Source organism: Nonomuraea sp. NPDC004580, assembly GCF_040609855.1.
In the GTDB taxonomy this organism is placed as follows: domain Bacteria; phylum Actinomycetota; class Actinomycetes; order Streptosporangiales; family Streptosporangiaceae; genus Nonomuraea; species Nonomuraea salmonea.
Genome location: NZ_JBEXLH010000083.1, coordinates 1 through 22,227, shown reverse-complemented (window position 1 = coordinate 22,227; position 22,227 = coordinate 1). Strand labels below are relative to the sequence as shown.

At 71.1% G+C, this 22,227-nt stretch carries 23 protein-coding genes; 19 read left to right on the top strand and 4 right to left on the bottom strand.

What is annotated here, in order from left to right; genetic code table 11:
- Window positions 1-42 precede the first annotated feature (42 nt).
- Complete coding sequence (locus tag ABZW11_RS42375; protein ID WP_355430836.1) at window positions 43-615, top strand: hypothetical protein; 573 nt, start codon at window positions 43-45, stop codon at window positions 613-615.
- On the opposite strand, the gene ABZW11_RS42370 is transcribed toward ABZW11_RS42375, so the two are convergent.
- On the bottom strand, window positions 612-1,823 hold the full coding sequence (locus ABZW11_RS42370) for an aminotransferase class I/II-fold pyridoxal phosphate-dependent enzyme (protein WP_355430834.1): 1,212 nt from the start codon (window positions 1,821-1,823) through the stop codon (window positions 612-614). The genes ABZW11_RS42375 and ABZW11_RS42370 overlap by 4 nt on opposite strands.
- 201 nt (window positions 1,824-2,024) lie before the next feature.
- Between ABZW11_RS42370 and ctaD the strand changes: the two genes are divergently transcribed.
- The 8 genes from ctaD to ABZW11_RS42330 all read left to right on the top strand — a co-directional run bounded on the left by ctaD (window position 2,025) and on the right by ABZW11_RS42330 (window position 11,179).
- Window positions 2,025-3,740 (top strand): cytochrome c oxidase subunit I, encoded by a 1,716-nt coding sequence (gene ctaD, locus ABZW11_RS42365; RefSeq protein ID WP_355430831.1) that lies wholly within the window; start codon window positions 2,025-2,027, stop codon window positions 3,738-3,740.
- Window positions 3,741-3,773: 33 nt separating this feature from the next.
- On the top strand, window positions 3,774-4,007 hold the full coding sequence (locus tag ABZW11_RS42360) for a hypothetical protein (protein WP_355430829.1): 234 nt from the start codon (window positions 3,774-3,776) through the stop codon (window positions 4,005-4,007).
- Between the two features lie 5 nt (window positions 4,008-4,012).
- Entirely contained in the window at window positions 4,013-5,746 is a 1,734-nt protein-coding gene (gene frdA, locus ABZW11_RS42355) for a fumarate reductase (quinol) flavoprotein subunit (RefSeq protein ID WP_355430826.1), read from the top strand.
- A complete protein-coding gene (gene sdhB, locus ABZW11_RS42350; protein WP_355430823.1) occupies window positions 5,739-6,581 on the top strand; it encodes a succinate dehydrogenase iron-sulfur subunit in 843 nt (280 codons plus the stop codon). The genes frdA and sdhB overlap by 8 nt, the downstream gene beginning before the upstream one ends.
- A complete protein-coding gene (locus tag ABZW11_RS42345; protein ID WP_355430821.1) occupies window positions 6,578-6,985 on the top strand; it encodes a hypothetical protein in 408 nt (135 codons plus the stop codon). Before sdhB ends, ABZW11_RS42345 begins: the two co-directional genes overlap by 4 nt.
- A complete protein-coding gene (locus ABZW11_RS42340; RefSeq protein WP_355430818.1) occupies window positions 6,982-7,323 on the top strand; it encodes a hypothetical protein in 342 nt (113 codons plus the stop codon). The genes ABZW11_RS42345 and ABZW11_RS42340 overlap by 4 nt, the downstream gene beginning before the upstream one ends.
- Window positions 7,324-7,444: 121 nt before the next feature.
- A complete protein-coding gene (locus tag ABZW11_RS42335; RefSeq protein WP_355430815.1) occupies window positions 7,445-10,192 on the top strand; it encodes an immune inhibitor A domain-containing protein in 2,748 nt (915 codons plus the stop codon).
- Between the two features lie 48 nt (window positions 10,193-10,240).
- Complete coding sequence (locus tag ABZW11_RS42330; protein ID WP_355430812.1) at window positions 10,241-11,179, top strand: diacylglycerol kinase family protein; 939 nt, start codon at window positions 10,241-10,243, stop codon at window positions 11,177-11,179.
- Window positions 11,180-11,268: 89 nt separating this feature from the next.
- Here the strand turns inward: ABZW11_RS42330 and ABZW11_RS42325 are convergent, their stop codons facing one another.
- Together ABZW11_RS42325 and ABZW11_RS42320 are read right to left on the bottom strand one after the other, a co-directional pair.
- Window positions 11,269-12,048: an SWIM zinc finger family protein gene (locus ABZW11_RS42325; protein WP_355430809.1), complete on the bottom strand. Its 780-nt coding sequence runs from the start codon at window positions 12,046-12,048 to the stop codon at window positions 11,269-11,271.
- A 2-nt stretch (window positions 12,049-12,050) separates the two neighbouring features.
- Entirely contained in the window at window positions 12,051-15,050 is a 3,000-nt protein-coding gene (locus ABZW11_RS42320; RefSeq protein WP_355430806.1) for an SNF2-related protein, read from the bottom strand.
- A 168-nt stretch (window positions 15,051-15,218) separates the two neighbouring features.
- Here ABZW11_RS42320 and ABZW11_RS42315 point away from each other — a divergent pair, with 168 nt between their 5' ends.
- The 9 genes from ABZW11_RS42315 (at window position 15,219) to ABZW11_RS42275 (ending at window position 21,797) form a co-directional block, all read left to right on the top strand.
- A complete protein-coding gene (locus ABZW11_RS42315) occupies window positions 15,219-15,395 on the top strand; it encodes a hypothetical protein (protein WP_355430804.1) in 177 nt (58 codons plus the stop codon).
- Window positions 15,396-15,474: 79 nt separating this feature from the next.
- Window positions 15,475-15,855, top strand: coding sequence for a phage holin family protein (locus ABZW11_RS42310; protein WP_345386864.1), 381 nt, complete (start codon window positions 15,475-15,477; stop codon window positions 15,853-15,855).
- Window positions 15,852-16,745: a DUF3618 domain-containing protein gene (locus tag ABZW11_RS42305; RefSeq protein ID WP_355430800.1), complete on the top strand. Its 894-nt coding sequence runs from the start codon at window positions 15,852-15,854 to the stop codon at window positions 16,743-16,745. Before ABZW11_RS42310 ends, ABZW11_RS42305 begins: the two co-directional genes overlap by 4 nt.
- Before the next feature lie 49 nt (window positions 16,746-16,794).
- The gene (locus tag ABZW11_RS42300) at window positions 16,795-17,250 is read left to right on the top strand and encodes a protease inhibitor I42 family protein (protein WP_355430857.1); all 456 of its coding nucleotides are present in this window, start codon (window positions 16,795-16,797) and stop codon (window positions 17,248-17,250) included.
- 161 nt (window positions 17,251-17,411) lie between these two features.
- Window positions 17,412-17,816 carry an HIT family protein gene (locus ABZW11_RS42295; RefSeq protein ID WP_355430797.1) on the top strand — a complete coding sequence of 135 codons (405 nt, stop codon included), beginning with the start codon at window positions 17,412-17,414 and terminating at the stop codon, window positions 17,814-17,816.
- Window positions 17,817-17,843: 27 nt separating this feature from the next.
- On the top strand, window positions 17,844-19,025 hold the full coding sequence (locus tag ABZW11_RS42290) for a histidine kinase (RefSeq protein WP_355430794.1): 1,182 nt from the start codon (window positions 17,844-17,846) through the stop codon (window positions 19,023-19,025).
- A gap of 33 nt (window positions 19,026-19,058) precedes the next feature.
- A complete protein-coding gene (locus ABZW11_RS42285; RefSeq protein WP_355430791.1) occupies window positions 19,059-19,808 on the top strand; it encodes a LytTR family DNA-binding domain-containing protein in 750 nt (249 codons plus the stop codon).
- Entirely contained in the window at window positions 19,805-20,281 is a 477-nt protein-coding gene (locus ABZW11_RS42280) for a hypothetical protein (RefSeq protein ID WP_355430788.1), read from the top strand. The genes ABZW11_RS42285 and ABZW11_RS42280 overlap by 4 nt, the downstream gene beginning before the upstream one ends.
- A gap of 28 nt (window positions 20,282-20,309) precedes the next feature.
- Window positions 20,310-21,797 carry a cation acetate symporter gene (locus ABZW11_RS42275; RefSeq protein WP_355430785.1) on the top strand — a complete coding sequence of 496 codons (1,488 nt, stop codon included), beginning with the start codon at window positions 20,310-20,312 and terminating at the stop codon, window positions 21,795-21,797.
- On the opposite strand, the gene ABZW11_RS42270 is transcribed toward ABZW11_RS42275, so the two are convergent.
- Window positions 21,794-22,048, bottom strand: a complete 255-nt coding sequence (locus ABZW11_RS42270) for a hypothetical protein (RefSeq protein ID WP_355430782.1) — start codon at window positions 22,046-22,048, stop codon at window positions 21,794-21,796. The genes ABZW11_RS42275 and ABZW11_RS42270 overlap by 4 nt on opposite strands.
- On the opposite strand from ABZW11_RS42270, the gene ABZW11_RS42265 reads away from it, so the two are divergent.
- The coding region (locus tag ABZW11_RS42265) for a hypothetical protein (protein ID WP_355430779.1) at window positions 22,047-22,227 on the top strand (181 nt) is incomplete at its 3' end. The genes ABZW11_RS42270 and ABZW11_RS42265 overlap by 2 nt on opposite strands.

The window sequence follows — 22,227 nt, the reverse complement described above, 5'->3', positions numbered from 1 at the left end:
CTATGGTTTGCGCAGCGCGTTCCTTAAGGCCAGACTGCCCGGATGAACGTCGAGTGCCCGGTGTGCTCCAAGGATGACCAGGTCGTCGCGGTCCCCGGAGCGGTCGCGGCCGGGACCACGTACAAGATCGGCCGGGTGCGGTTACCGGGGGCGCGCGAGGTCGCCGATCTGCCCACGGCAGCGGCGCTCGGCGCGTCCAAACACGTGATGAGCCGGACGCAGCTCGCGGTCTGGCTGTCGTTCCCCAGCCGCCACTACACCGCGTGGACCAGGAACCAGGGCTACGTGCTGCTGCTCGTCGCGGCCCTGATGCACCTGGTCATGTCGCTGATCATCGCCATGGGACAGGACCCGGCGTGGGGCGAGGTGCTGCTCGCCCCGTTCTGCCTGACGGGCCTGTTCTGGGGGTTCGGGCTGCTGAACGTGCTCGGCTCGTACGGCGCGCGCAAGCGCGACCGCGTCGAGGCCCCGGCCAGGGAGAAGGCCCTGGCCGTGTGGGAGGGCCTCTCTTACTGCGCCCGCGACAACGTCGCCTTCGAGCCGGGGGTCGGCGTCCCGTTCCATCCGAGCGAGACGCGCGAGTACATCTTCGGCTTCAGGAACGGCCAGCGCTAGCCGCGCTCCTCCGCCACCAGGCGGACGCACACGGCAAGGCCCTCGATCGCCTGCTCCAGCTCGTCGAGCTCGGGGAAGGTGGGCGCGATCCTGATCGTGCGGTCGTCGGGGTCCTTGCCGTAGGGGTGCGTCGCGCCCGCCGGGGTGAGCGCGATGCCGGCCGCCTTGGCCTTGGCCACGACCTCGGCCGCGTGGGGCACCTCAAGGCTGATGAAGTAGCCGCCCTTGGGGCTGGTCCAGGTGGCCAGGCCGCTCAGCCGCTCGCTCAGCACCTTGTCGACCAGCTCGAACTTGGGCCCGATCAGCTCCGCGTGGCGGCGCATGTGGGCCTCGACGCCGGCCGGGTCGCGCAGGAACTCGACGTGGCGCAACTGGTTGATCTTGTCGGGGCCGATCGACTGCTTCGAGGTGTTGCCGAGGAACCACTGCACGTTGGCCGGCGAGGAGCCGAAGAACGACACGCCTGAGCCGGCGAGCGTCACCTTCGAGGTGGAGGCGTAGACGAACACGCGGTCGGCGTTGCCGTGCTCGGCGGCCAGCGTGAGGATGTCGGCCAGCTCGTCGGGCGTGTCGGTGAGGTGGTGGACGGCGTAGGCGTTGTCCCAGAAGATCCGGAAGTCGGGCGCGGCCGTCGGCATGGCGGCCAGCCTGCGCACGGTCTCGTCGCTGTAGGAGACGCCGGACGGGTTGCTGTACTTCGGCACGCACCACATGCCCTTGACGCTCGCGTCGGAGGAGACCAGCTCCTCCACGACGTCCATGTCGGGGCCCTCGGCGGTCATCGGCACCGCGACCATCTCGATGCCGAGCCGCTCGCAGATCGTGAAGTGCCGGTCGTAGCCGGGCACCGGGCACAGGAACGTGACCTTCGGCTCCTCGACCCACCGGCGGGCGGCGCCGGGGACCTTGCTGAGCAGCGCGTGCACGACCGTGTCGTGCATCAGCGCGAGGCTCGCGTTGCCGCCGACCACCAGCTGCCCGGCCGGGACCTGCAGCAGCGGCGCGAACAGCTCGCGCAGCTCGGCCAGGCCCTGGAGGTTGCCGTAGTTGCGGCCGTCGCTGCCGTCGGCCGCACGGTAGGACGTGGGCAGTTTCAGCAGGTCGTTGGAGAGGTCGAGCTGGCGCGGCGACGGCTTGCCCCTGGTCAGGTCGAGCGAGAGCCCTCGCTGGACGAGGTCGGCGTAGTCACGCTGGGCGGTCACGAGCATCTCCTCCGATTCGGTTCGCCTACGCAGGATAGAAGATGCCGCCCGCAGCACCGGCCCGCTTTCCGCCATCTGGACACCTCCGGCGGCCGTTTCCGTAAAGCTTTCTGCGGCGAATCCCAAACAACGACTTCACGAGCGGCGGTCGTTGGCGTGCAATGGGTAGATCGGGGCAGGCACAACTCCGCGTCGGAGGGAGCAGCCGTGACGACCGTGCGGGAGACCTCGATCGAGCAGGTCCGGCGCCGTCGCACCGGGACGGTGATCGTCTCGTGGATGTCCACGACCGACCACAAGGTCATCGGATACCTGTACCTGATCACCTCCTTCGGCTTCTTCCTGGTCGCCGGCGTGATGGCGATGATCATCCGGGCGGAGCTGGTCGCGCCCGGCATGCAGCTCGTCAACCAGCAGCAGTACAACCAGCTGTTCACCATCCACGGCACGATCATGCTGCTGCTGTTCGCCACCCCGCTGTTCGCGGGCTTCGCGAACGTGGTCATGCCGCTGCAGATCGGCGCCCCGGACGTGGCCTTCCCCCGGCTGAACGCGGTGGCGTACTGGCTGTTCCTGTTCGGCGGGCTGATGGTGGTGGCCGGGTTCTTCACGCCGGGGGGCGCGGCCGACTTCGGGTGGTTCGCGTACACGCCGCTGGCGTCCTCGACGTTCTCGCCGCAGATCGGCGGCGACCTGTGGATCATGGGGCTGGCGCTGTCCGGCCTCGGGACGATCCTCGGCGCGGTCAACTTCATCACCACGATCATCGGCATGCGCGCGCCCGGCATGACCATGTTCCGCATGCCGCTGTTCACCTGGAACGTGCTGCTGACCAGCATGCTCGTGCTGATGGCGTTCCCGGTGCTGGCCGCCGCGCTGCTGGTGCTGGAGTCGGACCGCAAGCTCGGCACGCAGGTGTTCGTCGCCGACAACGGCGGGCCGCTGCTGTGGCAGCACCTGTTCTGGTTCTTCGGCCATCCCGAGGTCTACATCATCGCGCTGCCGTTCTTCGGCATCATCACCGAGGTCATCCCGGTCTTCAGCCGCAAGCCGATCTTCGGCTACATGGGGCTGGTCGGCGCCACCATCGCGATCGCCGGGCTGTCGATGACCGTGTGGGCGCACCACATGTTCCCCACGGGGCAGGTGCTGCTGCCCTTCTTCTCGTTCATGACGTTCCTCATCGCCGTGCCGACCGGCGTGAAGTTCTTCAACTGGATCGGCACGATGTGGCGGGGTCACCTGACGTTCGAGTCGCCGATGCTGTTCGCCGTGGGCTTCCTCGTGACGTTCCTGCTCGGCGGGCTGACCGGCGTCATCCTGGCCTCGCCGCCGCTCGACTTCCACATCAGCGACACCTACTTCGTCGTCGCCCACTTCCACTACGTCGTCTTCGGCACCGTCGTGTTCGCCATGTTCTCCGGCTTCTACTTCTGGTGGCCCAAGATGACCGGCAGGATGCTGGACGACCGGCTCGGGAAGGTGCACTTCTGGACGCTGTTCGTCGGCTTCCACACCACCTTCCTCATCCAGCACGTGATCGGGCAGCTCGGCATGCCGAGGCGCTACGCCGACTACGGCGTGGGTGACGGCTTCACCACGCTCAACCAGATCTCCTCCGTCGGGGCGTTCCTGCTCGGCGCCTCGACGCTGCCGTTCCTCTACAACGTCTGGAAGACCGCCAGGCGCGCGCCCAAGGTCACCCTCGACGACCCGTGGGGCTACGGCAACTCCCTGGAGTGGGCGACGAGCTGCCCGCCGCCGCGGCACAACTTCACGTTCATGCCGCCCATCCGCTCCGAGCGGCCCGCCTTCGACCTGCACTACCCGCGTGAGGAGACGGCCGAGAGCTCCGCGCCGGACGAGATCTCCGGCGGGGACGACGCCCCCGAGGTGCCGCCGCGCGCCGACGCACCTGGCTGACCATGACATCTCGCCCATCTAAGGAGATCGGCGATGAACGGCAGCAAGATCCCGTTCGACCCCGAGACGGCCCCCTGCGGGAAGAAGTCGGGCGGTGAACGTCTCGTCGACGACGACGGTTACGGCCTCGTCATCAGGGACCAGTTCTTCGACTGCGGCTGCCGCAGGATCCGCCACGAGTACCACGACGGCAGCATCCACCTGTCGGCCGTCCGCCACGACGGCAAGCGCGTCAAGGACCCCGTCGAACCCGACCGGGGGAAGTGAGCGCCATGATCGACGTGCTCATCGTGGGGGGCGGCGGCGCGGGGTTGCGCGCGGCCGTGGCGGTCGCCGAGACGGACCCGGCGCTGAAGGTGGCGGTCGTGTCGAAGGTCTACCCGATGCGCAGCCACACCGTCTCCGCCGAGGGCGGGGCCGCCGCCGTGATCGGCGCGGACGACACGTTCGACGAGCACTGCTACGACACGATCTCCGGCGGCGACTGGCTGTGCGACCAGGACGCGGTGGAGGCGTTCGTGGCCGAGGCGCCGGCTGAGCTGATCGGGCTGGAGCACTGGGGCTGCCCGTGGAGCAGGGAGCGCGACGGGCGGGTGGCGGTGCGGCCGTTCGGCGGCATGAAGAAGATGCGCACCTGGTACGCCGCCGACAAGACCGGCTTCCACCTGCTGCACACGCTCTTCCAAACCACCCTGAAATATCAGGACATATTGCGGTACGACGAGTGGTTCGTCACCAAGCTCCTCGTGGACGACGGCCGCGTCCACGGCGTGGTGGCCGTCGAGCTGCGCACCGGCCGCATCGAGACCGTCCACGCCAGAACGGTGATCCTCGCCACCGGCGGCTGCGGCCGGATCTTCCCCTTCACCACGAACGCCGCCATCAAGACCGGCGACGGCATGGCGCTGGCCTACCGGGAGGGCGCGCCGCTCAAGGACATGGAGTTCGTCCAGTACCACCCCACCGGCCTGCCGTTCACCGGCATCCTCATCACCGAGGCGGCCAGGGCGGAGGGCGGCCGGCTGCTCAACAAGGACGGCTACCGCTACCTCCAGGACTACGACCTCGGCAGGCCGACGCCCACGCCCACGCTGCGCAGCATGGAACTGGGCCCGCGCGACCGGCTCTCGCAGGCGTTCGTGCACGAGCAGCGCAAGGGCCGCACCGTGGACACCCCGCACGGTCCCGTCGTCCACCTCGACCTGCGCCACCTCGGGGAGGGCAGGATCGAGGCCCGCATCCCGTTCGTCCGCGAGCTGTGCCGCAGCTACCAGAACCTCGACCCGGCCACCGACCTCATCCCGGTCCGCCCGGTCGTGCACTACATGATGGGCGGCGTCCACACCGACTTGAACGGCGCCACCCCGATCGCCGGGCTGTTCGCGGCGGGGGAGACGGCGTGCGTGAGCATCAACGGCGCCAACCGGCTGGGCTCGAACTCGCTGCCCGAGATCCTGGTGTTCGGCCGCCGGGCGGGCGTCGCGGCGGCGGAGTTCGCCAGGGAGCACCGTAAGCCGCAGCCGGCCGTCGCAGGCGCCCAGGGGGAGGACGAGCGGCGGCGGCTGCTCCGCGCGCGCGAGCGGCACGAGGGCGGCGAGCGGATCGCCGACCTGCGCGAGCGCATGCAGCACACGCTGGAGGAGGCGGCCGGCATCTACCGGACCGGCGACGTCCTGGCCAGGGCCGCCGACACGCTCGCCGACCTGCGCGAACGCGCCGAGTACGCGCGGGTCGAGGACGACAGCGGCCCGTTCAACACCGAGCTGATCAGCCTTCAGGAGCTGCGCGGCATGCTGGAGATCGCCCAGACGATCGTGGCCTGCGCGCTCAACCGGCAGGAGTCGCGCGGCGCGCACCAGCGTACGGACCACCCGGCCAGGGACGACGCGACCTACCTGGCGCACTCGCTGGTGCACCGCGCGCCCGACGGCACGCCGTCCGTCGGCCTGCTGCCCGTGACGATCACCCGCTGGCCTCCGGGAGAAAGGGTGTACGGCCGTGACTGAGACGAGGCGGGAGAGACGGCAGGCGGCCCAGCAGACGGCCCAGCAGACGGCCCAGCAGACGGCCCAGCAGACGGCCCAGCAGACGGCACGGCAGGCGGCACGGCAGGCGGGCACCCGCACGATCAGGATGGAGGTCGCCAGGTTCCGGCCCGGCGAGGACGACGCGCCCGTCATGCAGGGCTACGACGTGCCGGTACTGCCCGGCTGGGCGGTGCTCGACGGGCTCAACCACATCAAGGACCGGCTCGACGGCAGCCTGTCCTACCGGTGGTCGTGCCGCATGGGGGTGTGCGGCTCGTGCGGCATGACGGTGAACGGCGAGCCGCGGCTGACCTGCGGCACGTTCCTCACCGAGTACGGCGACGGCCCGGTCAGGATCGAGCCGCTGAAGGGCTTCCCGGTGATCAGGGACCTGGTGGTGGACATCGACGGCTTCCTGGCCAAGCTGTCGTCGGTGCGGCCGTGGCTGATCAGGGAGGGCGAGGAGCCGCCGCTGACCGCCGAGTACGCCCAGACGCCGGAGCAGCTGGAGGCGTACAAGCAGTACAGCATGTGCATCAACTGCCTGCTGTGCTACTCGGCCTGCCCGGTCTACGTGCTCGACCCCGACTTCCTCGGCCCGGCCGCGATCGCGCTGGCGCAGCGCTACAACCTCGACTCGCGCGACATGGGCGACCGGTTCGACGTGCTCAGCCAGGATGACGCGGTGTGGGGGTGCACGTTCGTCGGCGAGTGCACGAAGGTCTGCCCGAAGCACGTGGACCCGGCGGAGGCGATCCAGCGTTACAAGCTGACGGCGGCGCTGCGCTCGGTGCTGCCCTGGAGCAGGAGATGAAGGCCGGCGAGGAGGTCACCCCGGCCGTCTACCGGCCCGGGCGCGACCGGCTGTGGTTCACCCGCAGCCGCGGCTACGCGGTGTTCGTGCTGCGCGAGCTGACCAGCGTCTTCGTGGCGTGGGCCGTGGTGTTCCTGCTCATGCTGGCCGCCGCGGTGCTCGGCGGGCGCCTCGCGGAGTTCGCGGCGCTGGCGGCCCGCCCGTGGATGGTCGCGATCAACGTGGTGGCCCTGGTGGCGACCGCCTTCCACGCGGTCACGTTCCTCAACCTCGCGCCCAAGGCGACCGTCGTCCGGCTGGACGGCTACCGGCTGCCGGCCTGGCTGATCCAGGGCGGCAACCACTCGCTCTGGCTGGTCGTCTCGGCGGTCGTCGCGTTCTTCGTGCTGAGGGGGTTCGGGTGAGGCGCAGGCTGGAGCCGTACCTGTGGCTGCTGTTCAGCGGCGGAGGAGTGGTGGCGGCGCTGCTGCTGCCGGTGCTCGTGCTGCTGTTCGGGGTGCTCATGCCGCTCGGCGTGCTGGAGTGGCCGGCCCCGGAGCACCTGAGCGGCCTGCTCGGCCACGTGCTGGTACGCGCGGGGTTCGTGGTGGTCGTCGTGCTCTGCCTCTTCCACGCCGCCCACCGTCTCCGCTTCACCAGCGAGGAGCTGCTCGGCATCGGGCGCTTCGACGTGCTCATCGCGATCCTGTGTTACGGGGCGGCGGTCGCGGGCGGTGTGGTGGCTGTGACCTTGATGGTGTGAATGTCGTATTTTGATCACGTTTCAACAACGCACTTTACGATCGGTTGACGCAGGCTCTAGCGTCCGGCATTGCACACCCCATGGCCATGCGCCCGGCGACCCCGGGCAGAGAGGGTTCCTGGTGCCCAGCACAAAGCGCCTGTTAGCTACAGTCCCGGCGGTCGCGCTCCTGAGCGCCGCCCTGTTCGTGCCCCCGGCGGCTCAGGCGACCTCCGTCGCCACCTATGAGCCCACGGCCGCGGACTTCTACATCAACTACGCCCCGCCGCAGGTCCAGAAGGACGTCAAGGAGCCGTCCCTCACCGGCGGGCAGGCCCGCTCGCTCACCCCCGCGCAGAAGTACGACCGCAAGTTCAGCAGCGGCAACCCGGCGGCGGGCCGCGTGCTCGCCGCCCGTGAGAACGAGGCCATCAGGACCGGGCGCAACCCGGCTGAATGGATCTTCAAGAAGTCGAAGCAGGCCCGCACGGCCAAGCTCCTGACCGTCCTCGTCGAGTTCGACGACCAGGCCAACGACGACTTCTCCGGCTTCAACCGCCTGCGCACGGTGAACAGCGCCCCCGACGACTGCGTGGTCGAGCCGGCCGGCACCCTGCTCAACGGCCCGCTGCACAACAACATCCCGGACCCGGCGACGCTGCCGTACAAGGACAACAACTCCTTCTGGGTCAAGGACTTCAGCACCGACCACTTCAACAAGATGCTCTACACCGACAAGGGCATCACGCAGCGCGTGCGCACGGACCTGAAGGACCCCCGCGACGGCAAGCGCGGCATCGACATCTCCGGCTTCACGATGAAGAAGATGTACGAGGAGATGTCGAAGGGCGCCTACTCCGTCACCGGCTCCGCGGTCGGCTGGATCAAGGTGCCGCACTCCGAGGCCTGGTACGGCGCCGCGGCCTGCGGCGGCGCGCCCCAGGACATGTCCGGCCACCCCGACAACGTGCGCGGCGCCCAGCAGCTGCCCATCGACACCATCGAGGCCCTGGCCAAGGCGCAGCCCGACTTCCCGTGGGCCGACTACGACGTCGAGGACGTCTCCGACGCCGACGGCGACGGCGACTTCGCCGAGCCCGACGGCGTCATCGACCACCTGGTGCTCGTGCACGCCGGCAAGGACAAGTCCTCCGACGGCGGCGCCGAGGGCACGTACGCGATCTGGGCCCACTCCAGCGCGGTCGCCGGCGGCTACAAGATCCCGGGCAGCGACAAGAAGATCTCCAACTACATCGTGCAGCCCGAGGACTCCGGAGTCGGCGTCTTCGCCCACGAGTACGGCCACGACCTCGGCCTGCCCGACCTGTACGACACCTCGGGTCAGGCCAGCTCCGCCGTGGACTTCTGGGACCTGATGTCCAGCGGCTCCCACTCCGGCCCCATCTTCCAGTCGATGCCCAGCCACATGGGCCTGTGGGACAAGTGGGTGCTCGGCTGGGCCGATCCGAAGGTGTTCGACCCGGGCGACAGGGCCGGGCTCGTCACCGTCGGGCAGTCCTCGCGGACGCCCAAGCTCACCCAGGACGGCGTCCGGGTCAACCTGAAGTCCACGCCGCTGAAGATGATCGACCCGCACAGCGGCTCGAACGCCTGGTGGAGCGGCCTCGACCAGGACTGGGCCAACCTCACGCTGACCCGCGACCTGCCCGTTCCCGCCGGCGGCGACCTCAAGATGTGGATGTGGAACAACTACGAGATCGAGTCCGACTGGGACTTCGGCTTCGTGGAGGTCTCGACCGACGGCGGTGAGACGTGGACCCAGCAGAAGATGTTCGACGAGGCGGGCAACGAGGTCACCACGCCTGACGACTACCCCGACCCGAACAAGAACCTCGTCACCTTCGGCAACAAGAAGTACGGCATCACCGGCAGCACGGGCGGCGCCTGGCGGCACGACTACGTGGACCTGACGCCGTACGCCGGCCAGACGATCAAGTTCCGGCTGACGTTCAACTCCGACGCCGCCTACCAGGAGCGCGGCTGGCACGTCGACGACTTCGAGCTCACCAACGGCGGCACCGCCGTCTGGAGCGACGACGTCGAGAGCGACACCGGCTGGATCGCCGTCGGCGGCACCTTCACCAACACCAGCGGCCAGGGCTGGACCCGCAACAACGGCGAGCGCGAGATCTCCCGCTTCTACCTCGCCGAGTGGCGTAACTTCGACGGCTTCGACAAGGGCCTGGCCTACGCCTACGACACCGACTACCTCCGCGACGGGGCGTGGAAGGTGCAGAAGGTGAAGTACAACGCGCCCGGCCTGCTGGTCTGGTACCGCGACTCGACGTACGTCAACAACAACATCGGCAGCACCCTGCAGCAGACGCCGAGCGTCGGGCCCAAGGGCAGCCTGCTCGTCGTGGACTCCCACTACGAGCCGCTGCGCCGCACCGGCCGCGCCGCCGAGCTGGACCCGACCCTGAACAAGAACCTCCAGGGCCGCGTCCAGACCTCCAACGCCGCGTTCGGGTTCGTCAAGACCTACCCGTTCAAGGAGTGCGTGGAGGCGCCGGACGAGCCGGCCAGCTCCTACTGCACGGACTTCCCCGCGCAGAAGCCGGTCAAGTCCTTCACCGACGCCAAGACCTGGTACCCGGGCATCGAAGTGATCGACGGCGGCCTGTACTACCGCGACTTCGACGCCTCGGTGGTCGTGCCGTCGAAGGGCGACCAGGCCTACACCACGCGCGTCGTCCACCAGGACGGCACCCCGGCCACGGAGCTGTACGGCCAGGTGGTCGCCGGCTCGGTGCTCGGCACCGGCGACCCGGGTGACGAGGGCAAGGCCCTCGGCGTGCAGTTCAAGCTGGTCAGCCCGCTGCCCGGCAACCTCGGCGCGATCGTCCACGTGGTCCCGCCGAAGAAGTGATCCACAGGGGGCCGCCGGGCGTCCGGCGGCCCCCTACCATTGATGACCATGGCCGAACTGCGCACCAAAGATGAGCACACCGCGGCGATCCGCAGAGATCGCCGGGTGGCGGTGGTGGTCAACACTCGCTCGCGCCGTGGCCGACGCCACTACTTCGAGGTGATCGAGCAGATCCACAACCTCGGGTTCGAGCCGCTGGCGGAGCTGTCGGTCTACAACCCCAAGCGGCTGCGCGATCTGCTCGACACCGCCCTCGCCACCGACCCCGACCTGCTCATCGTCGGCGGCGGCGACGGCACTCTCTCCTCCGCCGTCCGCCACGTCGCCCACCGCGACGTCGCGCTCGGCGTGCTGCCGCTCGGCACCACCAACAACTTCGCGCGCAGCCTCGGCCTGCCGCTCGACCTCGTCGGCGCGATCAGGGTGTTCGACACCGGCAAGGTGGCCGACATCGACCTCGGCCTGGCCGACGACCGGCCGTTCGCCAACCTGGCCAGCTTCGGGGTGTCGGTCGAGGTGGCCGGCAAGGTCAAGCCGTGGCTCAAGCGCATCGTTGGCCGGCCCGCCTACCCCCTCACCGCGCTGACGATCCTGCCGGGGCACCGGCCGTTCCGCGCGTACATCACGGTCGAGGGCGAGCGCCACGAGCTGCTCACCCACCAGCTCAACATCGCCAACGGCCGCTTCCACGGCGGCTGGCAGGTGGCCAAGGACATCAGCATCGACAACGGCATGCTGGTGGCCTACCAGCTCGGCTCGGGCAAGAAGCTGCGGCTGCTCGGCGAGACGCTCATCAGGGCGACCACCGGGCGGTGGCGCAGCCTCGCCGGCGGGCCGTTCGTGGTGGGCAGGGAGATGCTGCTGGAGACCGACCCGCCGATGGCCGCCGACGTCGACGGAGAGGTGCGGCTGCGCACCCCGATCAGGCTCCGCGTGGTCCCTAACGGGGTGCGCGTGATGGTGCCCGCCGACTTCGAGGACCGCTGAGTCAGCGGCTCACGCCCAGGAGAATCCCATGTCTCCGCCCTTTCGTCGCGACTGCCGTACACCTACGGTAAACGAGAGATCGCGCTACGTCACGACGTCTCCAGCCGCCGGTACGCCTCGATGAGCGGGGCCGCCACCTCGCCGGGCGGTGGGAAGACGCGGGGCAGCAGGCCGGGCGCGACGGTCACCGGGCGGTGCTCCGGGCGGTGCGCCGAGGCGCCGGGGGCGTAGAAGTCGGCCAGCCGGTCGGCGAACGGCACGTCCTCCACGGCCGGTGGGCCCGCCGCCGGCTCCTCCGCCAGCGAGCCGAGCAGCTGCTCGCGCGTCCGCCCCCGCCAGGCCAGCACCAGGAACGGGTCGTCGTCGAACGACTCGGCCAGCAGATAGAGCACCGCCGACAGGTGCTTGCACGGGAAACCCCAGTCGGGGCACGAGCAGTCCATGTCGAGGTCGCGCGGGAACAGGTCGATGCCCATCGCGGCGAACAGCTCCTCGATCTCCGGCGGCATCTCGCCGGCCAGCAGCCGCGCCCGGTGCACGGCCTGCGCGGCGATGCCCTCCTCGATGGCGCTCCAGCGCGCCTCGTCGTACGCCTCGATCCTGATCGTCACCCGGTACGGCTTCGGCCGCGAGCCCTGCACCGACGCCCGTACCTCGCCCGCTTCGAGGTCGATCGAGACCACCTGGCCCTTGCGGGCGTAGGCCCGGCCACGCGAGAGGCGGCCCTTGTCGCAGACGCGCTCCAGGATGTCGATGAAGCGCCGCGACCACCACGTGGAGCCGATGCTGCCGCGCTTCGAGCGCGCCCTGATGCCGCCCTCGACCTCGATCGGGCCGGCGCCGTCGGACCAGCCGGGGCGTTGCGCCACGATCAGTCCACCCCCTCGGCGCTCAGCCCGAACACCTCGCGTAGCTCCTGCGTGGACAGGTCGGTCAGCCAGTCCTCGCCGGTGCCGACCACCCGCTCCGCCAGCGCCTTCTTGCGCTCGATCATCTCGTCCACCCGCTCCTCCAGGGTGCCCGCGCAGATGAGCTTGCGGACCTGCACGTTCTTGCGCTGGCCGATGCGGAAGGCGCGGTCGGTGGCCTGGTTCTCGACGGCCGGGTTCCACCAGCGGTCCACGTGGACGACGTGGTTGGCGGCCGTCAGGTTGAGCCCGACGCCGGCGGCCTTGAGCGACAGCACGAACAGCGCGGGCTCAGGGTCGTTCTGGAACCGGTCGACCAGGCGGTCGCGCGTCTTCTTCGGCAGGCCGCCGTGCAGGAACAGCACCGGGTGGTCGAGGCGCTGGGCGAGGTACGGCTGGAGCATGGTGCCGAACTCCGCGTATTGAGTGAAGAGCAGCGCTTTTTCGCCCTCCGCCAGGATTTCTTCGGACAACTGCTCCAATCGGGTGAGTTTTCCTGATCGGCCGGCGAGGCGGGAGCCGTCCTTGAGCAGGTGCGCCGGATGGTTGCAGACCTGCTTCAGCTTCGCCATCGCCGACAGCACCAGGCCGCGCCGCTCGATGCCCTCGCTGTCGTCGATCCTGCCCAGCATGTCGTCCACCACCGCCCGGTAGAGCGTGGCCTGCTCGGTGGTGAGCGAGCACCACTCCTTGACCTCCAGCTTCTCCGGCAGGTCCGAGATGATCGAGGTGTCGGTCTTGAGGCGGCGCAGGATGAACGGGCCGGTCGCCCTCCTGAGCGCCCGCGTCGCCTGCTCGTCCTGGCGGGCCTCGATCGGCTCCTGGAAGCGCGTCCTGAACCTGGCCCGCGGCCCCAGCAGGCCCGGGTTCGCGAACTCCATGATCGACCAGAGCTCGGCCAGGTGGTTCTCCACCGGCGTGCCGGTCAGCGCCAGCCTCGTGCCGGTCGGGATCGAGCGGACGGCCCTGGCCTGAAGGGTGCCGCTGTTCTTGATCGCCTGCGCCTCGTCGCACACCACCCGCCGCCAGGCGTGCGCCCTGAGCGTCTCCAGGTCGCGGTAGGCGGTGCCGTACGTGGTGATCACCAGGTCCGCGTCCGCGATCCCGGCGGCGTCGCGGCCGCTGCCGTGGTGCACGTACACGCGCAGGGCGGGCGCGAACCTGGCCGCCTCCCGCTGCCAGTTCCCGATCAGCGACATCGGGCAGACCAGCAAGGTGGGCTCCACGTCCTGCGCACCGGCGCGCTCGTGGACGAGCAGGGCGAGCGTGGTGATCGTCTTGCCCAGGCCCATGTCGTCGGCCAGCACTCCGCCGAGGCCAAGCTCCGACAGGAAGCTCAGCCAGGCGAGACCCCGCTCCTGGTACGGCCGCAGCGTCGCGTCCAGGCCGGCCGGCGTGGCCAGCGGGGCCAGCCGCCGCTCCGCCTGCCCCGACAGCAGGTCGCCGAGCACCCCGTCGGCGTCCACCTCCAGCAGCGGCAGCTCCTCGTCGTCCCCCTGCACGACGTGCCGCAGGAGGTCGGCGGCGCTCGCCTCTCCCGTACGGCGGCCCTCCACCGCCCGCAACGCCGCCCTGAGCTGCCGGTCGTCCAGCTCCACCCACTGGCCGCGCACCCGGACCAGCGGCACCTTGAGCCTGGCCAGCTCGGCCAGCTCCGCCTCGCTGATCGTCTCGCCGCCGATCGCCAGGTCCACCCGGAAGTTCACCAGGTCGGCCATCCCGAACCCCTGGCCCGCCGCCGCCGACTGCTTCTTCGCCCGCGTCGTCAGCTTCAGCCCCAGCCGGGTGCGGCCCGCCCAGCGCGGCAGCTGCACCCCGAACCCGGCCGCCTGCAGCAGCGGCGCCGCCTGCCGCAGGAACCCGAACGCCCCCGCCGTGTCCAGCGCCAGCTCGTCCGGTTCCGGCACCCGCAGCGCCCGCTCCAGCTCCGGATAGAGCCGCACCGCCCGCCCCAGCCCCGCCAGCAGGTCCCGCTCCGGCCTTCCGGGCAGCCCCGTCACCCCGCTCCACACGGTGGCGGCGGGCACGTAGAGACTCGGATCGTCCACCGCCTGCAACGCCAGCTCGACCCGCCACCCGGCGTCAGCGGTCTCGACGGCCTCGACGGCCTCGACGGCCTCGACGGGCTGGGCGGGCTCGACGGGCTGGGCGGGCTCGATGAGCCGGAAGCACACGCGGGTGGCGCCCTCGGCCGCCGTCACCGCCGCGTGCCACCGCTCCAGCTCGGCCCGCAGCTCGGGCACGTCGGGACAGGCCGGGTCGGGCCCGGTCAGCGCGGACAGCCACCTCTCCGCGGGGCTCGCGGCCTCCTTGGTGAGCAGGGGAGCGGTGAGCGTCTCGCGGACGATCGCGTCCGTGACCGCCGCCAGCGCCTCGGCCTGCACCTCCGCCGACGCCCGCTCGACCTCGCCGGTACGGCAGGCAGGCGGCATGGCCAGCGCCAGCTCACGGAAGTACGCGGCGTCGGCCCCGGTCACCACAGGCCGCCACACGGCCCGCGACATGACCAGTCGCGGGATGACGCGGCCCCGGCGTACGAGGTCGCGGGCGAAGGCGGCGACGGCGGCCCAGTGGCGCAGGGTCGCCGTCTCCGCGTGCTCCTCCAGCACCCGCAGCGCGTCGCCGGCCGAGGGGACGACGGCGGGCACCCGCCACGGACGCAGCTTGGGCCGCGCCACCTCCGCCAGCCGCCCGGTCTCCGGCGACGGCAGCGGCTCCGTGGCCGACCCCGGCAGCAACAACGTCAGCACCCGCGGCTCCGTCTCAGGGGAGGAGTCCGCTGCTCGGAGGAAGGCGGTGAGGGCGGAGGCCGGGGCGGCACGGGGGTGGGCACGGGGGTGGGCACGGGAGTGGGCACGGGGGTGGGCACGGGGGGTCGTGCGGGACGGCGGGGTGGCGGGTGGGCCGGTGGTCTCCGCCCAGAACGCGAGACCGTCGTCCGCCCAGATCCCGTGTACCAGCACGTCGGCAGGTTACCGCCACTCCGGCGTGCATCGGGCCAGGCCGCGGTGTGCTGGTGGCGTGCAGGCGCTCAGGCCGGCGGCGCGGGGGCACCTCGTCACGGCGCTGGACGCGTCATTTGCGGACGTTTTCCTCCGAACACGGCCTGTCTTGAAGAGTAGGCTGAAGGTATGAACACTCCCGGATCGTGGTGTGAGCGGCCCAAGCCGCAGGCTCCCTCGTGCGAGCTGCCCTCCCCGTGGAGCAAGCCGCAGCAGCCCGACAACTGGTGCAAGAGCGACAAGCCGGGCAAGGACCCGGTGGTGTCCGTGCTGGGCTTCCTGCTCAAGGCCGCGACCAGGCGGTAGCGCGGCGGCCCCGCCCATGGATGCGATAGAAGGCCATATGTGTGGGTAGTCGCCTTCCTCAGCGGAGGAGGTGAACGTCGTGAACGACACCCACAAGCTGGTCACCGACCTCTCCGAGCAGGTCTCCAGGCTCGTGAGGGATGAGCTTCGCCTGGCCAGGATGGAGCTGACCGCCAAGGGCAAGCGCGCGGGTCTCGGCGCCGGCATGTTCGGCGCGGCGGGTCTCGTCGCGTTCTTCGGCGCTGCCGCCCTTGTGGCCGCCGTCATCATGCTGCTCGCCCTGGTGCTGCCGGGCTGGGCGGCCGCCGCGATCGTGGCGGTGGTGCTGTTCCTCGTGGCGGCGGTGCTCGCCTACGCGGGCAGGACCGAGGTCAAGCGGGCCAAGCCGCCCGTCCCCGAGGAGACCATCGCGAGCGTCAGGGCCGACATCGACATGGTCAAGGAGAGTGCACGGCGATGAGCGAGACCGACCCCGGATACAGCGGACAGCACGCCGGCGAAGTCGGCGCCCGCAGAGCGACCGTGGGCACGCCGACGGACCGCGAGTCCATCAACGTCCCCCAGACGCGTCCTGGCGCGGCGGAGAACGCGCACGAGGCCGAGCTGAAGCGCGAGGCGCACGAGACGTTCATCCCCGAGACCCCCATACGTGACGAACGCGCCGAGGCCGATATGAGCCACGGCACCGAGGAGGCGTCGCTGCGCGGCTCACGCGGCGACCGGGAACGGCGTACGTCCTCCCGCATGAGCACCCAGGGCGCGGCGCGCGGGGACGGCACGCGCGAGCGGCGCTCCGGTGATGCGACCACGGAGGACGAGCTGCGCCGCGAGATCGAGGAGACCCGGCGCGAGCTGGGCGCGACCGTCGGGGCGCTGGCGGCCAAGGTCGACATGAGGAGCCGGGCCGGCCGCGCCAAGGCCCGTGCCAAGGCCCGCGCCAAGGACCGCGCGGGGCACGCCGCCGAGGTGGCGAAAGTACGCGCGGGACACGCGGCCGAGGTGGCCAAGGAGCGTGCGGGACACGCCGCCGAGGTCACCAAGGAGCGCGCGGGACACGCGGCCGAGCTGGCCAGGGAGCGTGCGGGGCACGCCGCCGAGGTCGCCAGGGAGCGCGCCGATGTCGTCAAGGGCCGGGCGTCGCACCTGGCGGACCGAGCCAGGGACAGCGTGCCCGAGCCCGTCATGGACGTGGCGAAGGGACGGCGTCCCATGGTGCTGATGCTGGTGGCGGGCGCGATGACCGCGTTCGCGCTGCGCCGGATGATGGCCGGCAGGGCGGCCTACCGCCGCCGCGTGATCGAGGTCGGGCGGCGCGGCGACCGCATCAGGATCGTCCTGCGACTCCCCTGACGCCCCCTTCCAGGGGACGGAGGAGCAGGGCCGATAACCTGCCAGGGTGATGCGTGGAACGGTGGCCGCCGCCCTGCTCGTCCCGCTGCTGGCGGCCGGGTGCGGCGCCGGGTCGTGGGTGAGCGACTACGGGAAGGTGACCAAGGGGGCCAAGGGCGCTACCGTCCAGGTCGAGGTGACGCCGGGGCAGCGGTTCTCGCTGGCCGTGCCGGAGAACCCGTCCGTGGGCGACAGCTGGGACCTGGTGGCGGTGCCCGACACGAAGGTGGCCTCGTTCATCAGCGAGGAGCGCGAGAGCCAGGGCGACGAGCCCGGCTCGGGCGGCACGGCGTACTTCGTCTTCAACGGCAAGCACCCGGGCACGACCGAGATCAGGCTGTACGACTGCTGGCGCTGCGGCCAGGACAGGACGCCCGCCACCGAGGAGAGCAGGCGGCAGTCGGGCGAGGCGGTCTTCCAGGTGACCGTACGCGAGCGGCCGTCCTCCGGCATACCCGGTGGCTAGGCTCCCCGGCATGGACTTCATCCGGGTACGCGCGTCCGCCGACGGTGCCGTGCGCTGCGCGAACGGGTCGGCGAGCACTTCCTGCACGCCCCCGAGCAGTGGTCGGAGCCCAACATGACGAGCTGGACGGCCTTCGCGGCCAAGGCCGGTAGGGTCGGCCCGTGAGCACCGACCTGTTCTGCGAGATCATCGCGGGTGAGCGGAGCGCCCACCTGGTGAGCTCCGACGACGTGGCGCTCGCCTTCCTCGACGTCCGCCCGGTCTTCAAGGGACACGTGCTGGTCGTCCCGCGCGTCCACGTCGAGACGCTCACCGGCCTCGCCGACGTCGGGCCGTTCTTCGAGCGGGTGCAGGCCGTGACGCGGGCCGTGGAGGAGGGGCTGCAGGCCGGCGGCACGTTCGTGGCGATGAACAACCGCGTCAGCCAGAGCGTCGCCCACCTGCACGTGCACGTCGTGCCGCGCAACAAGAAGGACGGCCTGCGCGGCTTCTTCTGGCCCCGCACCACCTACGACTCCGCCGACGAGGCCGCCTCCTACGCCGCCCGCATCGCCAAGGCCCTGTGAGCCCCCTATGAGCTAGGCTCTGGCCGCGTGGAGTACCTCGTCGGCTCGGCCGTCGTCGCGGTGCTCGTCGGCGTGCCCGGCGTCGTGCTGTGGCGGCTCATGCGCGGTCGCAGAGAGCTGGGCACCAGCCCGGCCGAGCGGGCCACGTTCGAGACCCTGCACACCGCCTCCCTGGCCGGGCCGCCGCTGCGGGCCGGGCTGACCGCCGACGGCGCCGAGCGCGCCTCCCGCCACCTGCGCACCCTGCTCGGCTCCGCCGCCCTGGCCATCACCGACGGCGAACGCCTGCTCGTCTACGACGGCGAGGGCGACGACCATCACGCCGACCAGGCGTTCGAGCACGCCGCCGCCACGTTGCAGGACGGCCGCACCCAGGTGCTCACCATCGACTGCGACCTGCTCGAATGCCCCATCAGGCACGCCGTGGTGGTGCCGCTGACCACCGACGACCGGGTGGTGGGCACGCTCGCCGCGTACGGGCAGACCGCCTCGGCCGGGCTCGTCAGGGCCGCCCAGGAGGTGGCCGGCTGGGTGGACTCGCAGCTGGAGCTGGCCGAGCTGGACCGCTCGCGCACACTGCTCATGGAGGCCGAGGTGCGGGCGCTGCGCGCGCAGATCTCGCCGCACTTCATCTACAACTCGCTCACCACGATCGCCTCGTTCGTGCGCACCGACCCCGAGCGGGCCAGGGAGCTGCTGCTGGAGTTCGCCGACTTCACCCGCTACTCCTTCCGGCGGCACGGCGAGTTCACCACGCTGGCCGAGGAGCTGCGCTCGATCGACCGCTACCTGATCCTGGAGCGGGCGAGGTTCGGCGACCAGCTCCAGGTGACGCTGCGCATCGCGCCGGAGGTGCTGCCGGTCGCGGTGCCGTTCCTGTGCCTGCAGCCGCTGGTGGAGAACGCCGTGCGGCACGGCCTGGAGAGCAAGGACGGCGTCGGCCGCATCACGATCATCGCCGAGGACGCCGGCGCGGAGTGCCGCATCAGCGTCGAGGACGACGGCCTCGGCATGGACCCCGACAAGCTGCGCCGCATCCTCGCAGGTGAGATCGCTCCGGCGGGCGGCGTCGGGCTGGCCAACGTGGACGAGCGGCTGCGCCAGGTCTACGGCGACGAGTACGGCCTCGTGGTCGAGACGGCCGACGGCGCGGGCACCAAGGTCACCATCAGATTGCCGAAATATCACCCAGGCGTCTCCGCCCGTTGACCTCGATCTTCGTTGTCGGTTTCATCACTGTCTATGGCACAACTCCGGGTACTCGCGGTCGACGACGAGTTGCCCGCTCTGGAAGACCTGTCGTACCTGCTGCGCGCAGACCCCCGCATCGGCGAGGTCGCGACCGCGCGGGACGGCGCCGCCGCGCTGCGGCTGCTCGACCGCGCCATCGCCGAGGGACGGCCGATCGACGCCGTGTTCCTCGACATCAGGATGCGCGGCCTCGACGGCGTGGTGCTCGGGCGGCTGCTGTCGCAGTTCGCGAACCCGCCCAGGGTGGTGTTCGTGACCGCGTACGAGGAGCACGCGGTGGACGCCTTCGAGATCAAGGCCGAGGACTACCTGCTCAAGCCGGTGCGCCCCGAGCGGCTCGCGGAGGCGATCAGGCGGGTCGCGGTCTCGGCCGACGTGCCCGCGGAGGGCGGCGAGAGCGACACGATCCCGGTCGAGCTGGGCGGGGTGACCCGGTTCGTCTCCAGCGCGGACGTCATCTACGTCGAGGCGCACGGCGACTACGCCCGCCTGCACACCGCCTCCGGCAGCCATCTGGTGCGCATCCCGCTCGCCACGCTGGAGGAGCGGTGGGCGTCGGCCGGGTTCGTCCGGGTGCACCGCAGCCACCTGGTGGCCGTGAAACACATCGAGGAGTTGCACATCGACTCGGGCAAGTGCACCGTACGCGTCGGTGACACCGAGCTACCGGTCAGCCGCCGGCACACGCGGGAGCTGCGTGACCTGCTGGTGCGGCGGGCCAGGAAGGGCAGGCAGGAATGAGCTCCGAGCCACGTCAGGGCCGGCGCTCGCCGCTGCCCCGCCCCGAGCAGCCGCGCCGGTCGTCCGACGGCTCCAGGCGGGCCTCGGAGGGCTCGCGGCGGGGAGCGGACGCGCCGCGCAGGATCGCCGTCACCAGCCCCCGCACGGCCGCCGCCCGCCGCCCCCGCTACCCGGCCACCCGGGAGATCGACGAGCAGACCCGGCTCGGCGAGGTCTACATGCACTCGCTGCTGCGCACCCAGTTCCGGCTGGCGCTGTTCGTCTGCACGGTGCTGGCCTGCGTCGTCGGCGGGCTGCCGCTGCTGTTCCTGCTCATCCCCGAGCTGCGCGAGGTGCACCTGCTGGGCGTGCCGCTGCCGTGGGCGGTGCTGGCGGGGCTCATCTACCCCGCGTTCGTCATCGGGGCGTGGCTGTACGTCCGGCAGGCCGAGCGCAACGAGCGTCACTTCGCCGAACTGGTCGAGCGCCGGTGAACGTCCTCTCCACGGGCGCGGGTGCCGCATGAGCCTGACCGCGGTCCTGGTCGTCATGGTGGCGGCCGTGCTCATCGGGGCGTTCGGGATCAGGTTCTCCCGGACGACCTCCGACTTCTACGTCGCCTCCCGCACGGTCAGCCCGCTCTGGAACGCCTCCGCCATCGGCGGCGAGTACCTGTCGGCGGCCTCCTTCCTGGGCGTGGCCGGGCTCATCCTGTCCTTCGGCGTGGACATGCTGTGGCTGCCCGTCGGCTGGACCGGCGGCTACCTGGTGCTGCTGGTGCTGGTCTCCGCGCCGTTGCGGCGGTCGGGGGCGTACACGCTGCCCGACTTCGCCGAGGCGCGGCTGGAGTCGATGACCGTGCGCCGCACCGCGAGCGTGCTCGTCGTGCTGATCGGCTGGCTCTACCTCATGCCGCAGTTCCAGAGCGCGGGGCTGGTGCTGCGCACGATCACCGGCGCGCCCGTCTGGGTGGGCGGCCTGCTCGTCGCCGTCGTCGTGGCGGTCAACGTGCTGTCGGGCGGGATGCGGTCGATCACGTTCGTGCAGGCTTTCCAGTACTGGCTGAAGCTGACCGCGCTGGCCGTGCCGCTGGTGTTCCTGCTCATCGCCTGGCAGGGTGACGGCGCGCCGGGCCTCAGCGCCGCCGACGCGGCCACCTGGCAGGTGCCGCTGGCGGGCGGCAAGGAGTACGGGCTGTACTCGACGTACTCGCTGATCCTCGCGACCTTCCTCGGCACCATGGGGCTGCCGCACGTGCTCGTGCGCTTCTACACCAACCCCGACGGGCGGGCCGCGCGCCGCACCACGCTCGTCGTGCTCACGCTGCTCGGCGCCTTCTACCTGCTCCCGGCCGTGTACGGCTGGCTCGGCCGCCTGTACGCCCCCGACCTCGTCCGCACGGACACGGTCGTGCTCACGCTGCCCAGCCGCATGATCGGCGGCACGCTCGGCGACCTGCTGACCGCGCTGGTCACCGCAGGTGCGTTCGCCGCGTTCCTGTCCACCTCGTCGGGGCTGACCGTGTCCGTGGCGGGCGTCATCGCCCAGGACCTGCTCAAGGGCGGGGTGCGCTCGTTCAGGGAGGCCACGCTGATGGCGGTCGCGGTGCCGCTGGCCCTCGCGTTGTGGGCGCGGGCGCTGCCGGTGGCGGACGTGGTGGGGCTGGCCTTCGCGGTGGCCGCGTCGTCGTTCTGCCCGCTGCTCGTGCTCGGCATCTGGTGGCGGCGCCTGTCGACGATCGGTGCGCTCGCCGGGCTGTTCGTCGGGGGCGGGCTGGCCAGCGGCGCCGTCCTCGTGACGATCGTCGCCGGGCCCCAGGGCGGGCTGACGGGGGCGCTGCTCGCCCAGCCGGCGGCGTGGACGGTGCCCATCGCGTTCACCGTGATGATCGCGGTGTCGTTCCTCACCCCGCACCGCGTGCCGGCCGGGGTGGCGCGGACGATGGTCCGCCTGCACACCCCTGAGAACCTCGACCTCGACCGCGGCGACTGGCGGCCCCGCTCGTCCTAGTCCTCCGCGTCGTTGGCGGGGTCGGTCAGCTTGGCGCCCAGGCGGAAGTCGATGCGGACGTCCTGGTAGGTGACGTCCGGCTCCACTTGGTCAGGCAGGTTCGTCCGGTCGCTGCCCCAGAAGCACTCGCCATCCGGCTCGGCATGCGCGCGCACCACCACCTTGGGACGGTCGTGGAAGCGCAGCTCCTTCGCCTTCGCCGTGGCGCTGATCTCCACGTCGGGGTTCTCCGGGCGTTCCGGCTTCGGCATGGTGCTCCCCTTCCCCCAGGGCGCGTGGCACCGACCCGACCTCGCGGACGGTCTCGCCGGCTCCCGCGCCCACGTCCCTGACCGCCCCGCCCGCGCCCGCGCCGACGTCCCGTACGGCGCCGCCCGCGCCCGCGCCGACGTCCCGTACGGCGCCGCCAGCGCCCGCTCCCAGGTCGCGG

Coding starts and splice junctions, on each gene's coding strand:
- ABZW11_RS42375 (WP_355430836.1), top strand. CDS start 43: ATGAACGTCGAGTGCCCGGTGTGCTCCAAGGATGACCAGGTCGTCGCG.
- ABZW11_RS42370 (WP_355430834.1), bottom strand. CDS start 1,823: ATGCTCGTGACCGCCCAGCGTGACTACGCCGACCTCGTCCAGCGAGGG.
- ABZW11_RS42360 (WP_355430829.1), top strand. CDS start 3,774: ATGAACGGCAGCAAGATCCCGTTCGACCCCGAGACGGCCCCCTGCGGG.
- frdA (WP_355430826.1), top strand. CDS start 4,013: ATGATCGACGTGCTCATCGTGGGGGGCGGCGGCGCGGGGTTGCGCGCG.
- ABZW11_RS42345 (WP_355430821.1), top strand. CDS start 6,578: ATGAAGGCCGGCGAGGAGGTCACCCCGGCCGTCTACCGGCCCGGGCGC.
- ABZW11_RS42330 (WP_355430812.1), top strand. CDS start 10,241: ATGGCCGAACTGCGCACCAAAGATGAGCACACCGCGGCGATCCGCAGA.
- ABZW11_RS42315 (WP_355430804.1), top strand. CDS start 15,219: ATGAACACTCCCGGATCGTGGTGTGAGCGGCCCAAGCCGCAGGCTCCC.
- ABZW11_RS42305 (WP_355430800.1), top strand. CDS start 15,852: ATGAGCGAGACCGACCCCGGATACAGCGGACAGCACGCCGGCGAAGTC.
- ABZW11_RS42300 (WP_355430857.1), top strand. CDS start 16,795: ATGCGTGGAACGGTGGCCGCCGCCCTGCTCGTCCCGCTGCTGGCGGCC.
- ABZW11_RS42285 (WP_355430791.1), top strand. CDS start 19,059: ATGGCACAACTCCGGGTACTCGCGGTCGACGACGAGTTGCCCGCTCTG.
- ABZW11_RS42280 (WP_355430788.1), top strand. CDS start 19,805: ATGAGCTCCGAGCCACGTCAGGGCCGGCGCTCGCCGCTGCCCCGCCCC.
- ABZW11_RS42275 (WP_355430785.1), top strand. CDS start 20,310: ATGAGCCTGACCGCGGTCCTGGTCGTCATGGTGGCGGCCGTGCTCATC.
- ABZW11_RS42270 (WP_355430782.1), bottom strand. CDS start 22,048: ATGCCGAAGCCGGAACGCCCGGAGAACCCCGACGTGGAGATCAGCGCC.